The sequence below is a fragment of the Bacteroides sp. 2_2_4 genome (assembly GCF_000157055.1).
GTDB classification, from domain to species: Bacteria; Bacteroidota; Bacteroidia; order Bacteroidales; family Bacteroidaceae; genus Bacteroides; species Bacteroides ovatus.
The window spans coordinates 124738-138369 of sequence record NZ_EQ973357.1 but is presented as its reverse complement, the minus strand read 5'-3'; the positions used below and the strand labels follow the sequence as shown (position 1 = coordinate 138369).

11 protein-coding genes are annotated in these 13632 nt (G+C 40.7%); 6 read left to right on the top strand and 5 right to left on the bottom strand.

Going from position 1 to position 13632, the window contains the following annotated elements; genetic code table 11:
• Positions 1-3: 3 nt before the first annotated feature.
• Positions 4-1395, top strand: coding sequence for an FAD-dependent oxidoreductase (locus tag BSCG_RS20810; protein WP_008775218.1), 1392 nt, complete (start codon positions 4-6; stop codon positions 1393-1395).
• A gap of 479 nt (positions 1396-1874) precedes the next feature.
• Here BSCG_RS20810 and BSCG_RS20815 read toward each other — a convergent pair whose 3' ends face one another.
• The 5 genes from BSCG_RS20815 to xerD form a co-directional block, all read right to left on the bottom strand.
• Positions 1875-3401, bottom strand: coding sequence for a sensor histidine kinase (locus BSCG_RS20815; protein ID WP_008775217.1), 1527 nt, complete (start codon positions 3399-3401; stop codon positions 1875-1877).
• Positions 3402-3525: 124 nt separating this feature from the next.
• The gene (locus BSCG_RS20820; RefSeq protein ID WP_008642429.1) at positions 3526-5064 is read right to left on the bottom strand and encodes a YifB family Mg chelatase-like AAA ATPase; all 1539 of its coding nucleotides are present in this window, start codon (positions 5062-5064) and stop codon (positions 3526-3528) included.
• A gap of 13 nt (positions 5065-5077) precedes the next feature.
• Positions 5078-6148 carry a TlpA disulfide reductase family protein gene (locus BSCG_RS20825; protein ID WP_004311167.1) on the bottom strand — a complete coding sequence of 357 codons (1071 nt, stop codon included), beginning with the start codon at positions 6146-6148 and terminating at the stop codon, positions 5078-5080.
• Between the two features lie 112 nt (positions 6149-6260).
• Entirely contained in the window at positions 6261-7955 is a 1695-nt protein-coding gene (locus BSCG_RS20830) for a tetratricopeptide repeat protein (protein WP_008642433.1), read from the bottom strand.
• A gap of 135 nt (positions 7956-8090) precedes the next feature.
• The gene (gene xerD / locus BSCG_RS20835) at positions 8091-9050 is read right to left on the bottom strand and encodes a site-specific tyrosine recombinase XerD (protein ID WP_008646540.1); all 960 of its coding nucleotides are present in this window, start codon (positions 9048-9050) and stop codon (positions 8091-8093) included.
• A gap of 62 nt (positions 9051-9112) precedes the next feature.
• Between xerD and aroQ the strand changes: the two genes are divergently transcribed.
• From aroQ to BSCG_RS20860, 5 genes are read left to right on the top strand one after another with little or no spacing between them, the layout of a single operon-like run.
• Positions 9113-9532 carry a type II 3-dehydroquinate dehydratase gene (gene aroQ, locus BSCG_RS20840; RefSeq protein WP_004311171.1) on the top strand — a complete coding sequence of 140 codons (420 nt, stop codon included), beginning with the start codon at positions 9113-9115 and terminating at the stop codon, positions 9530-9532.
• Positions 9533-9568: 36 nt separating this feature from the next.
• Positions 9569-11026, top strand: a complete 1458-nt coding sequence (gene pyk, locus BSCG_RS20845) for a pyruvate kinase (protein WP_004311172.1) — start codon at positions 9569-9571, stop codon at positions 11024-11026.
• Positions 11027-11046: 20 nt separating this feature from the next.
• Positions 11047-11703: an O-methyltransferase gene (locus BSCG_RS20850; protein WP_004311173.1), complete on the top strand. Its 657-nt coding sequence runs from the start codon at positions 11047-11049 to the stop codon at positions 11701-11703.
• 15 nt (positions 11704-11718) lie between these two features.
• Entirely contained in the window at positions 11719-12051 is a 333-nt protein-coding gene (gene rbfA / locus BSCG_RS20855; protein ID WP_004296522.1) for a 30S ribosome-binding factor RbfA, read from the top strand.
• Between the two features lie 17 nt (positions 12052-12068).
• Positions 12069-13295 carry an FtsX-like permease family protein gene (locus tag BSCG_RS20860; protein ID WP_004311174.1) on the top strand — a complete coding sequence of 409 codons (1227 nt, stop codon included), beginning with the start codon at positions 12069-12071 and terminating at the stop codon, positions 13293-13295.
• Positions 13296-13632: the final 337 nt, after the last annotated feature.

The following is a 13632-nucleotide window of genomic DNA, read 5'->3' as shown; positions in this document are numbered from 1 at the left end:
GTAATGACGTCTAGAAGAGATTTTCTTAAAAAAGCTGGGCTGCTTAGTGCTGCTTTTGCAGTTCCTGCCCTTAATGTGAATGGCGATACCCTACAGTCTAAAATACGTCTGAAGAACACTAAGATTGCGGTGGACGATCGATGGGATGTTATTGTAATCGGTGGTGGACCTGGTGGATGTACCGCTGCAATTTCTGCAGCTAGGGAAGGTGCTAAGACTTTATTGATTGAGGCAATGGGGCAACTTGGTGGTATGGGAACTGCAGGGATGGTTCCGGCATGGTGTCCGTTTTCGGATGGTGAGAAAATCATTTATAGGGGATTGGCGGAAAAGATATTCGAGGCATCAAAAAAAGGAGTGCCTCATGAGAGAAAACAGAAGTTGAACTGGGTGAACATAAATCCCGAATATCTGATGCAGGTTTATGATCAAATGGTCGCTGATTCGGGAGCTCAGGTTCTTTTCTTTTCGAGGGTTGCAGCCGTTGAGATGTCAGCAAATGATACAATAGACGCTATCATTGTGGCAAATAAATCCGGACTTGTCGCATTCAAGGCGAAAGTCTTTATTGATGCAACAGGAGATGGTGATGTGGCTGCATGGGCAGGTGCTTCCTTTAAAAAAGGAGGAGAGGATGGAGTAGTGCAAAGTTCTACTTTATGTTTCTCGTTTGCCAATGTCGATAGCTATCACTATAATCTCATAGGCCCTTCATTACATACGAGTAACAAGAATAGTCCTATTTATGATGTGATTAAGTCCGGAAAATATCCATTGATAGGCAAACATTTCAATAGTAATCTGATTGGTCCGGATGTGGTTCAGTTCAATGCAGGGCATATTGATAATGTTGATTCGACCGATCCATGGGATACTACGCGGGCAATGGCTACCGGTAGGCAGATAGCAGAGCAATATTTGGAAGCACTGAAAGAAGTGCGGCCCAAGGCTTTTGGCAGTGCTTTTGTAGTGAAGACTGCCTCCTTGCTGGGAGTCAGAGATAGCCGTCGGATTGAAGGGGATTATACGTTTACTTTCCAGGACTGGCTGGAACGCAAAACGTTTGAAGATGAGATCGGACGCAACTGTTACTATATTGATGTTCATAAACCAGGACATAAGGAGACACGTTACAAAAAAGGAGAGTCGCATGGAATCCCTTATCGTTGTCTGACACCCAAAGGATTAAAGAATCTGTTGGTGGCTGGTCGTTGTATTTCTACCGATGAAGAGGCTTTTGGAAGTTTGCGGGTAATGCCTCCTTGTCTGGTGACGGGGGAAGCTGCTGGAATGGCTGCTGTGCATGCCATCAAACAGGCAAGGAATGACGTTCATAAAATTGATACTGTTTTGTTGCGTAAAAGGTTAAAAGAAGAAGGACAATACTTTTTATAAATGCTTGGAGGAGGTATTTTATAAGATGTATCTCTTGACAAATGCCTTTAAATGTTGTATCTTTATAGTCGAAAAAAGAATCTAAACCTTGTAAATAGCAGATAAAAGAGTATGAAACTAGTGACTTAAATGATATAATATTACAACAAATATAGAGAATATTTCTAGTATACACTGAGAATGGTAGGCTGGATATAAGCAAGAAGGCTGCAGATTTCACAAAATTTGCAGCCTTCTTGTTGTAAAAAATAGAAATAAAAAGCCGGAAATCAGCTTTTGGAGTTTTTAATAAACTTGGATACCGTTTATAATAAACTACTCCAAAGTTTATTATAAATATGAGATGCGTTTATGTATGAACCTGTCCATATTTTTGTATACTCCAAAACAAAAGCTTGGAATAGTGCCTGTCGGAGGTAACTATAATAAACAAATTAGGAAGTAATCTAATGATACAAGTTATTCGTTTTATGCAAAATTTAGACGTGAAGTTCCAGTATGAAACGGGTTCCTTTGGTATAGCCGATATCTAGCGTTAGGCTACCATTCATTTTTGCGGCGATAAGTGAGCAGATTGGTAATCCTAGCCCATCTCCTGTAGTGAGGTCTTTCACTTCCGTGAAAGGTTTGAAGATATTTTCCTGTTGCTCTGCCGGAATACCGATTCCCGTATCCGTCACGATAAACTGATGAGTGTGCGCACCACGTTTCTTGAACTCAAGGCTGATACGTCCTTGTTCGGTGTAGAAGGCTGCATTTCTCAATAAATAGAGAAGGATACGTTCCAGTTGTTCCTTGTTTGTCTTTACCTGAAGTTTGGGAGCATTAACTGAAGGAGTAACATCTATTTTTATATGCTCCTTAACCTTGTCCATTACATTTTCGCAGAAAGTACCTACGTTGATTTCACCCAATTCATAGAGTTCGGTTAATGAATTCTCTAATGAAGACAGCTCCTGGATATCATCGCTGAATTTCTTTAGAGCAGCGACCTGGCTCTGCATTTGGCTCGCTTCTTGAGGGGCTTTCTGTAAAAGTTCATTCGCAGAAGTAGCTAACGTATTCAAAGTCGGCTCCATCTGTGAAGATATGTTCTGTATGAATTTGGTTTTTAATTCATTATGTTCATTGGCAATCTTCACACTTTTCTTTAATTTGCGGTTGCCGGCGATAAATCTCAGTAATATGGCGGCCAGTATTGCCAGTCCGGCTACGAGGATGACTACAAGAACACACAGGCCTATAATGATGTATTGTTTGGCTGATAGCGTGTCGTCTTTTTCTTGTATAGTCAGTTGGCTTTCGTCATATTTCCTTTTCAGTACATTCAGTTCGTCTTGAGCTGTCAGCGCTTTCACGGAGTCTGTCCAAACGATGTAACTTTCATAGGTGCGTTCCATTAAAGGGGCGTTATTGGCTTTACGGGCAATTCCGATAAGGTTTTTGTAGCAATCACTCACTTTGGCGTAGTCTTTCTTTTCCTTGTATTGATTAATTAGTTTGCGGAAACAGGCATCACCTTGTGTGTTTTGGTTAAATGTATAGTAATAGTTGGCTTTTGTATACAGTAAAACTTCTGTCAGTGAGTCATTCTTGGCAAGGTTAGCGGTTTCTTCCAATTTATTCAGCTGTGTTTTTGCCTGAGCTGGATTTTTAAGTGCCGTGTACATCTGCAATCGCTCCTTGTTCACGAGGAAGCGGAGGTCATAAAAGACTTTCTTCTGATTTTGCTCTCCGGCCCATATAAGTTGGTCCATGTCACGACAAAGTTCGAATCCTTCTTTGTAAAAGTTCTCTCTGACGTATAAAGCATTAGCCTGAACACCACATTCTATTGCCTGTGGATAGTTTTCTCGGGTTGCAAATGCTTCGTATGCCTTTTTGAATAAGTAACGTGCTTTGATGTAATCTTTTTGATTGAGGCTACTTTGTGCTTGTTCTTTTAATTCTGTGGCTCTGTCTCGGGGAGTTTGAGCATAAGTCATTATACTCAAACAAAATGTCATTAAAATAGCTATTATCGATTTTCTCATATTAGAATTTATTTATTTGTTACAAATGTAAAACAAATATATGAAAAAAGATAGTGCTGATGATGAAATAATTCTCTTCTGTTTGTATTCATTGTTATTATCCAGCCCAGTTCTCTCTGTCGAGATTTCGATAACTGATAGCCTCTGCCAAATGATTGGGGAGTATTTGTTCTGCTCCTTCCAAATCGGCGATTGTACGGGCAACTTTTAAAATCCGGTCGTAGGCTCGGGCAGATAAATTGAGCCGTTCCATTGCATTTTTCAGTAATGCGAGTCCTTTGGCATCCGGTTGAGCATACATTGCAAGCAGTTTGCTGTTCATTTGTGCATTGCAATAGATTCCGGTATATTCGGTGTATCGTTTTTCCTGCATTTGACGGGCTTTTATTACTCGTTGCCTGATGATATTGCTCGGTTCTCCCTGTCTTTGATCGGAAATTTTATCAAAGGGTACAGGAACAATCTCTATCTGAATGTCGATGCGATCTAATAATGGACCGGATATCTTATTCAAGTACTTTTGGACTTGCCCAGGACTGCATACACATGCTTTTGTCGGATGGTTATAATATCCGCAGGGACATGGATTCATGGATGCGATCAGCATCAGATTGGCCGGATAACTGATAGTGCTTTTGATGCGGGAAATGGTGATTTGACGGTCCTCCAATGGTTGGCGCAATACTTCTAGCACTCCTCGGTTGAATTCCGGTAACTCATCTAAAAAAAGTACTCCATTATGCGCCAGACTGATTTCTCCGGGTTGTGGAAAACTACCTCCACCAACCATCGCCACTTGGGAAATTGTGTGGTGAGGGTCGCGGAATGGGCGTTGGGAAATCAATGAGGACCCGCGTTTTAGTTGTCCGGCAACTGAATGTATCTTGGTGGTTTCCAGACTTTCACCCAGTGAAAGAGGAGGAAGAATGGAAGGAAGGCGTTTGGCCATCATCGATTTACCGCTACCCGGAGCACCTACCATTATTAAATTATGCCCTCCGGCTGCTGCAACTTCTAGTGCCCTTTTTACATTCTCTTGCCCTTTAACGTCTGCAAAATCCAAGTCGCAGTTCGTCTGTTGTTGATAGAATTCTTCCCGTGTATTAACAACAGTCGGCTCTAATTCGCGTTCATTATTGAAGAATTCGACGACCTCCTTGATATTACTGACTCCGTATACTTTTAATTGATTGACAACGGCAGCTTCCCGTGCGTTTTGTTGGGGGATGATTAGTCCTTCGAAACCATCTTCGCGCGCTTTAATAGCAATGGGAAGTGCACCTTTGATAGGTTGTATACTTCCGTCCAGGCTTAGTTCGCCCATTAACAAATAGCGGGAAAACTTCTCGGAAGAGATTGTTTCATTAGCTCCTAACAATCCGATGGCAAGAGGCAAGTCATAAGCTGAACCCTCTTTACGGATGTCGGCTGGTGCCATATTGACTACTATATTGCTAGTGGGCATTTTATAACCATTCACCAGCAGTGCGGAGATAATACGTTGATGGCTTTCTTTGACCGCAGAATCCGGAAGGCCGACGAGATAGAACATACAGCCGCGCGAGCTGTTGACTTCGATTGTTATGAGTGTTGCATCAATCCCTTGAACAGCCGCTCCGAATACTTTAATTAACACGTTTGATTATTGATTATTTTTTCTTCTTATTGTCTTGTTTTTCCTTTTCTTCAGCAGCAGTGACTACTTCCTCAATTTTCTTCTTCAATTGTTCTCCTTTGAGGTTTTTCGCGAGAATCTTACCGTCTGCCGACAGAAGAATGTTGCTGGGAACTTGCTTGATGGCGTATTGTTTGGCTACTTCGGAATTTAGTCCGCCAAAATCACAGACTTGCTCCCAATTGAGCGTATCACGTTTTATAGCATCCTGCCATTCTTGTTTATCCATATCAAGGGAGATACCGAGCATGGCTATATGTTTGTTCTTCTTATATTTCTGATAGATCTCTTTTAACTCGGTATTGCTTTGGTGATTGGAAATGCTATCTCCCCATGAAGCCCAAAAGTTGATTAACAAGTTCTTTTTCTTGAAATCTTCTGATGACCGGGTAATTTTCTCTCCTTTTATGTTAGGAAGGCTGAAAAACGGAGCATATTTGCCTATCTCTGTCTTTTCGGACAAGGAAATGGCTTCATTCAGTTGCTCGATGTATAGCTTGTCTTGCAGTATTCCTGTCATGACTTCAATTAATTTCTTTATCTTGTTGAAATCAGGAGAGTCTTTCTGCACAAAGTATTTATCCAACAGGTAAAGACTGACAAAAGAAGAATGATGTGCCGTGATGAATTCTTCTGCTTTTTGCTCTAAATCTTTCTCGGATGGGGTAGGCAGGCTATTTAGTTCTTTCTGAAAGTTTGTAAACTCTTCATTATATATATTACCATTGATATCCAGATATTCCGGGTGATTGATATCTCCTTTTATTTTGATCTGATTTCCTTTGTCAAGGAAGATTGGATATTCTGTCTGATTGTCAATAAGTAAAAAGGCAGAAGTAATGGTGTCTATTGAAGCTGTATAAGAGAATTTATCGTTCTTCGCGAAAATGGTATCTATCCGGTCGAATGATTCGTCCATTCCATACAGATAAAGCGTATCTGTGCCCAGGCCTTTGATTTCCCCGGTTATGCTAACCTTCTTTGAAGATTTACCACAACTGCATAGACAAATGATTATGAGGATTAAAATGCTACTCTTTTTCATTGCTTTGATTTCTTTTCTGCGAAAGTACGGTTTTTACAGATAAAAAAAAAGAATTGCCCGTCATTTATAATGACAGGCAATTCTTAATATTTAAAATAGAGTGGTAATTCTCTTATTTAATGATGTTCATGAAATCTGCATTTGTGAAGTATTTTGCAAATTCCAAGTCAGTAGCTGCTTTCTTAGCTAATGACGAATCTTTAGCAACTGCGCTCTTTAAGCTGCTTGTTACCATAGAAGAATTGTTAGTTCTAGCACCTAAAACTGCCATCAGGTAGTCAGTGTAAGCATCCGGTCTTGTTACGTTAGCCAATGTGTTTTTAGCTTTGTTGTAGTCCTTAGCAAGGATTTGAGCCAAAGCAGCACTGTTAGTCTTAGAGTCACCGAATGAGTTAACTGCTCTTTCATATTGACCTTGAGCGATGTACAGGTTACCCATAGATTCGCCAAGTTCTTTTGTTCCGGCAGCTTTACCGAAGTATGCTTCTGCAGCAGTTTTGTCACCCTTCATCAAAGAAACCAAACCTAAGTTCATGTTAACTTCAGGAGTAGCATTAACACTGGCAGCTTTCTTGAAGTAAGATTCAGCTTTGTCAATGTTACCAGCCTGGTAAGCTAATTTACCCAAGTTGTTGTAACCACGGTAATCGTTCGGGAATTGTTTGGTAGCTTGAGTATAGATAGCTTCTTGTTTAGCAGGATCGCTAGTCAGTGTAGCAGCATACAGCAATTCTTCTACATTCAGTTCAGAAGGATTAGAAGAAGCCAGTTTAGTGATTTCTTCGTCAGACTTACCGATGATTTCATAGTTCAAAGTCAAACGAGAACGACGCAACTGAGGAAGAATAGTGTTAGCCAATTCTTTGTATACAGCAGAGATGTTTTTGATTTCGCTTTCTCTTTGAGCAGGGTCTTGATACATTGCAATAACGCGGAGGATCAACTCTTTGTCTTGGATGTTAGATTTAGAAACCAGTTCTTGGAAACCTTCCCAGTCCTGTGCAGTATATTTAGCATCGATCGGAGCGTCGATTTTTGCTTTCTTCAGGTCTTTGCTCAACAGCTTGGTTGTGTTGTTTTCGCGGTTTTCAGCAAGAGTAGTATTCAAGCTTACACCACCATCAGGAGAAGCGTATGCAGAAACTTCGATGTTGCTGATCTTCTTGTTAGCAGCTTCGTTTACGTTAGCTACTTCTTTGTTGAATTCTTTAGCAGTCTTCAACTCGCTGGAACGAATGTTAGCTTGTTGGATCAAGAACATGATGTTAGCATCGTGTTTTTCTTTGATAATACGTTGGAAAGCGTCTTCGCCCAATGCAGGGTTGGCGTTACCTAATGTATTGTTTACTAATTCAGAAGTAGAGATTACACCATCAGCAATTTTCACAGCAGGAATAGTAACTACTTTCTTACCGATAGTAGCTTTGAATTCCAGGTACAATTCAGACTTAGCCATTTCCGGAACATAGTCAAAAGAAGTTTTCATAGTGTAGCTACCGCCCATCTTGTAAGAGATAGTCTGGTCGTTACCTTCCACTTTTTCACCTTGGAAAGTAGCTGGTTGGCCTTTAGCTTCGCCGCCATTCCATTTCAAAACCGGAGTAACTTCTACAACCGCTTTCTTGTTGAAATACTTTTCAGGAAATTTACCATTGATGGTCGCAGGAACTTTACCACCTACTGCCTCCAGCACTTGCGGAGTAACAGTGAAGTAATCAGCTGATAATTCACCCATTTTTTTGCTGCAAGAAGAGAATAATGCAACAACCATTGCCATGAGTAAAGGCAAGTACAACTTCTTAGTCATTTTAGGTATAAATTAAATGTTTGTAATTGAAATATCGTCTATTTGCCAACCTCCTTCTGCTCACACAGAAAAAGTAACGCAAAGATATTAATTCTTAATATAATTATATAGATAAGGGGGCGATTTTATCATAATTTAATGAAACAACTCCTCTTTTTCTTTCCGGTACTTGATATTTCGCGGGTGATGCTCAATAATCTCACTACGAAGCATGTTGCGGTCAATGTGTGTATAGATTTCCGTTGTCGCAATAGATTCATGTCCGAGCATGCATTGAATGGCTCGCAAATTGGCTCCACCTTCCAGTAAATGAGTGGCGAAGGAATGCCGGAAAGTGTGCGGACTGATGTTTTTGGTAATGCCTGCTTTTTCCGCTAATTCTTTTATCATGTGAAAGATCATAATCCGGGAAAGGCCTTTGCCTCTCCGTTGGCTGACGAAAACGAAATCCTCATGCCCTTTTTTTACTTCAATTTGGTTACGGTCTGGTATGTAAAGTTTTATTTCATTAATAGCCCGGGGGGAGATTGGTACGAGTCGTTGTTTGCTTCCTTTTCCTTCTACTTTGATAAAGCCTTCATCAAAATAGAGGTCGGATAGTTTAAGGGTGATAAGTTCTGATACCCGAAGTCCGCAGCTGTATAGTGTTTCTAAAATAGCTCTGTTTCGCTGTCCTTCAGCTTTGCTGCGGTCGACGGCGGAGATAATCCGGTCAATTTCCTCCACAGTCAGTACTTCAGGAAGTTTGAAACCTATTTTAGGGCCTTCTAATAGTTCACTGGGGTCTGCTTCCAGATAGTTTTCGAGGATGAGAAAACGGAAAAATGATTTGATTCCTGATAAGATGCGGGCTTGTGAACGGGGATGAATACCGATGTCATGTAATCCGGCCGCAAAACGTTGAAGATCGGACAGGCATACGTCCAATACGTTAATCCCTTCCAATGTCAGAAAGCTCATCAGTTTGTCCAGATCCGTCAGATAGGCATCCAGCGTATTAAGAGATAAGGACTTTTCCAGTTTGAGATACTGCTGATACTTCCTGATTATCAGCTCTTGTTGTTCCTTCTTATGCTTTTTTTCGTTGATTTCCATTTCTTTTTTCTACCTTTGCACATTCTTTCAGATACAAAGGTATAAAAAAACAGGATTGCGCGATGAAGATACAAATTATTAATGGCCCGAATATTAATCTGTTGGGTAAGCGTGAACCTTCCATTTACGGAAGCGTTACATTTGAAGATTACTTGGCTGATCTTCGCAAAAGATACGTTGACGTGGAGATCGACTATTTTCAATCGAACATCGAGGGAGAAATGATAGACTGCATACAGCAGGTGGGATTTGATGTGGATGGTATAATCTTGAATGCAGGTGCGTATACACATACTTCCATAGCTTTGCAGGATGCTATTCGTTCTGTGACATCTCCGGTGATTGAGGTGCATATTTCCAATGTGCATAGTCGCGAGTCTTTCCGGCACGTATCGATGATTGCTTGTGCTTGTAAAGGAGTGATTTGTGGCTTTGGGCTAAATTCGTACCGTTTGGCTTTGGAGGCTTTATTGGATAGATAATAAATAAGGTAATAATATATAATAGGTAGAAAGACTATGTTATTGAAACAGACTAAGATTGTGGCTTCCATCTCGGATAGACGTTGTGATGTGGATTTTATAAAACAGTTGTTTGAAGCTGGGATGAATGTAGTGCGTATGAATACAGCGCATGCTAGCCGTGAAGGTTTTGAAGCTTTGATTGCAAATGTACGTGCTGTGTCCAACCGTATTGCGATTTTGATGGATACAAAAGGTCCGGAAGTTCGTACGACGGCTAATGCAGAGCCGATTCCATATAAAATAGGAGAGAAAGTAAAGATTGTAGGTAATCCGGATTTGGAAACAACTCGTGAATGTATTGCTGTTTCATATCCGAACTTTGTGTCTGACCTGAATATCGGTGGTACGATTCTGATTGATGATGGCGATCTGGAACTGGAAGTTATTGATAAGACGGATGGTTATTTGCTGTGTGAAGTTAAGAACGATGCTACTTTGGGAAGCCGTAAAAGCGTAAATGTCCCGGGTGTTCGCATCAATCTTCCTTCATTAACGGAAAAAGACCGTAACAATATTCTTTATGCTATCGAAAAGGATATTGATTTTATCGCTCACTCTTTCGTGCGCAACCGTCAGGATGTACTTGACATACGTGAAATTCTGGATGCACATAATAGTGATATTAAGATTATTGCTAAGATTGAGAATCAGGAAGGGGTGGATAATATCGATGAAATTCTGGAAGTGGCAGATGGCGTAATGGTTGCCCGTGGTGACTTGGGTATCGAAGTGCCTCAAGAACGTATTCCGGGAATCCAGCGTGTATTGATTCGCAAGTGTATTCTGGCAAAGAAGCCGGTAATCGTTGCTACTCAAATGCTCCATACAATGATAAATAATCCTCGTCCGACTCGTGCGGAAGTGACTGATATTGCCAATGCAATCTACTATCGTACAGATGCTTTGATGTTGAGCGGAGAAACCGCTTATGGTAAGTATCCGGTAGAAGCGGTGAAAACAATGACTAAAGTTGCGGCTCAGGCAGAAAAAGATAAACTGGAAGAAAATGATATCCGTATTCCGTTAGATGAGAATAGTAATGATGTTACGGCGTTCCTTGCTAAACAAGCAGTAAAAGCTACTTCTAAGCTAAAAATACGTGCTATTATCACTGATAGTTATAGCGGACGCACTGCTCGTAACCTGGCTGCTTTCCGTGGAAAGTATCCAGTGCTGGCTATCTGCTATAAAGAAAAGACAATGCGTCATTTGGCTTTGTCTTATGGTGTGGAAGCTATCTATATGCCGGAATTGGCTAACGGACAGCAATATTACTTTGCGGCATTGCGCCGTCTGTTGAAAGAAGGCCGTTTGCAGCCTTCCGATATGGTAGGATATTTGAGTAGTGGTAAGGCAGGAACAAAGACCTCATTCCTCGAAATTAATGTAGTGGAAGATGCTTTGAAGCATGCAGAGGAGACTGTATTACCTAACAACAACCGTTATCTTTAATTTTTAAAGAGGTAAGTTTTATGCAGGAAACCGAATCGATAGACGAATATATTTTGCAGCATATTGATCCCGAGAGCGATTACTTGAAATCGCTCTATCGGGATACGCATGTAAAGCTCCTTCGTCCTCGTATGGCTTCCGGGCATTTGCAGGGACGGATGCTGAAGATGTTTGTAGAAATGATTCAGCCTCGTCAGATATTGGAAATCGGAACGTATAGCGGCTATTCTGCCCTTTGTTTGGCGGAAGGTCTGCCGGAAGGTGGACTGTTGCATACGTTTGAGATCAATGATGAACAAGAGGACTTTACCCGTCCATGGTTGGAGAAATCACCGTTTGCCGATAAAATTCGTTTTTATATAGGTGATGCTTTAGAACTTGTTCCGCGTTTAGGTGTTACTTTTGATATGGCTTTTATTGATGGCGATAAACGTAAGTATATTGAATACTACGAGATGACATTGGCGTATCTTTCCGAAGGCGGATATATCATTGCTGATAATACTTTGTGGGACGGACATGTGCTTGAACAGCCTCGTAATACGGACGCTCAAACAATTGGTATTAAAGCCTTTAATGATTTGGTAGCACAAGATGTGCGAGTGGAAAAAGTAATACTTCCTTTGCGTGACGGATTAACGATCATAAGGAAGAAAATAGTAAGTAGTAAATCGTAAAACAGTAAATAACTTATGGAAACAACCAGACAGAATAAGATATCTCGCCTGTTGCAGAAAGAGCTAAGTGAGATATTCCTGCTTCAAACAAAGTCCATGCCGGGTACATTGGTCTCTGTTAGCGCAGTTCGCATTAGTCCTGATATGAGTATTGCCCGTGTCTACCTCAGTGTTTTCCCTTCAGAGAAAGCAGAAGAGATGGTGAAGAATATCAATAACAATATGAAATCCATTCGTTATGAGCTTGGGACTCGTGTACGTCACCAGCTACGTATCATTCCTGAACTGAAATTCTTCGTGGATGATTCATTGGATTATATTGAGAAAATAGATTCATTGCTGAAGTGAAATAACTCATTGCAGAGGTGAACTTCCCTTTTTATATAGCCAGGCGTTATCTTTTTTCAAAGAAAAAGCATAATGCTATTAATATCATATCCGGCATTTCCGTATGTGGGGTGGCTCTTGCTACGCTTGCTTTGGTTTGCACTCTTTCTGTTTTTAATGGTTTTCAGGATATGGTGGCCAGCTTTTTTACGGCTTTTGATCCGCAGTTGAAAATTACGGTCCGTGAAGGAAAGGTTTTTGATGCACAAGATGAACGGATTCGTGCCGTTTGTGCGCTTCCTGAAGTGGAGGTGTTTACAGAGACGCTCGAAGAGAATGCAATGGTGCAATACAAGGACCGTCAGGCTATGGTTGTACTAAAAGGGGTGGAAGATAATTTTGAAGAGTTGACGGCCATAGACAGCATACTTTATGGCGCGGGAGAATTCGTTCTTCATGATTCGATCGTGAATTATGGCGTCATGGGAGTGGAATTGGTTGCGACCTTGGGAACTGGTTTGGAGTTTGTCGATCCTCTTCAGGTATATCTTCCCAAGCGAAATGTCAAAGTGAACATGGCAAATCCCGGCGCTTCTTTTAACCGTGATTATCTGTATTCTCCAGGTGTCGTATTTGTGGTGAATCAGCAAGAATATGATGGAAAATATATTCTGACTTCTCTCGATTTTCTTCGTCAGCTTCTGGATTATACAACAGAAGTCTCTGCGATGGAATTGAAATTGAAACCTAATGTAAATACTTCATCGGTACAATCTAAAATAGAAAACATACTAGGTGATGATTTTGTTGTTCAGAATCGTTATCAGCAACAGGCAGATGTTTTCCGTATTATGGAGATAGAGAAACTAATCTCTTATTTGTTCCTCACTTTTATTTTAATGATAGCCTGTTTTAATGTGATAGGCTCTCTTTCTATGTTGATCTTGGATAAGAAGGATGATGTAGTAACTTTGCGGAGTCTTGGAGCTAGTGATAAACTCATCTCCCGAATATTCCTCTTTGAAGGACGTCTCATTTCTCTTTTTGGCGCTATCTCCGGTATTGCCCTGGGCTTAATCCTATGTTTTATCCAACAGAAATTTGGTATAATTTCATTGGGAGGCGGTGGTGGTACTTTTGTTGTAGACGCCTATCCTGTCAGCGTTCATGCTTGGGATGTGGTACTTATTTTTATCACCGTTTTGGCAGTCGGATTCCTTTCTGTGTGGTATCCTGTACGTTATTTAAGTAAGAGGCTTTTATAAATCAATATTTGGGTCTTTCAAAAGTCCCGATGCTTTCTGATTGCTAAAAGCATCACTTTAAGTGACCATACAGGAAATGTTGAGAACATACCCTTCACTCTTCACCTTTTCTTCGAAATCCTTTATTCATCAGCGATAGCGGGTGAAGGGGCACTCCTTCACCTCGTATTTAATTAGAAAAATGAATTGTACCGGATGCAAATGCATGAATGATGATTGAGTCATTCTTTTATGTAATTTAGTAATAGCTTACATGTAGTCTATTACTGGATAAGTTGCTTTTGCTCCTATGCAAACTTCTTTTGGTCTAGGAGTAAAGTTGTTTTTCAATGGATGC

What these genes read in the sequence shown, in the direction of transcription:
- BSCG_RS20810 (WP_008775218.1), top strand. Translation starts at nt 4, where the DNA reads ATGACGTCTAGAAGAGATTTTCTTAAAAAAGCTGGGCTGCTTAGTGCT.
- BSCG_RS20815 (WP_008775217.1), bottom strand. Translation starts at nt 3,401, where the DNA reads ATGACATTTTGTTTGAGTATAATGACTTATGCTCAAACTCCCCGAGAC.
- BSCG_RS20825 (WP_004311167.1), bottom strand. Translation starts at nt 6,148, where the DNA reads ATGAAAAAGAGTAGCATTTTAATCCTCATAATCATTTGTCTATGCAGT.
- BSCG_RS20830 (WP_008642433.1), bottom strand. Translation starts at nt 7,955, where the DNA reads ATGACTAAGAAGTTGTACTTGCCTTTACTCATGGCAATGGTTGTTGCA.
- xerD (WP_008646540.1), bottom strand. Translation starts at nt 9,050, where the DNA reads ATGGAAATCAACGAAAAAAAGCATAAGAAGGAACAACAAGAGCTGATA.
- aroQ (WP_004311171.1), top strand. Translation starts at nt 9,113, where the DNA reads ATGAAGATACAAATTATTAATGGCCCGAATATTAATCTGTTGGGTAAG.
- pyk (WP_004311172.1), top strand. Translation starts at nt 9,569, where the DNA reads ATGTTATTGAAACAGACTAAGATTGTGGCTTCCATCTCGGATAGACGT.
- BSCG_RS20850 (WP_004311173.1), top strand. Translation starts at nt 11,047, where the DNA reads ATGCAGGAAACCGAATCGATAGACGAATATATTTTGCAGCATATTGAT.
- rbfA (WP_004296522.1), top strand. Translation starts at nt 11,719, where the DNA reads ATGGAAACAACCAGACAGAATAAGATATCTCGCCTGTTGCAGAAAGAG.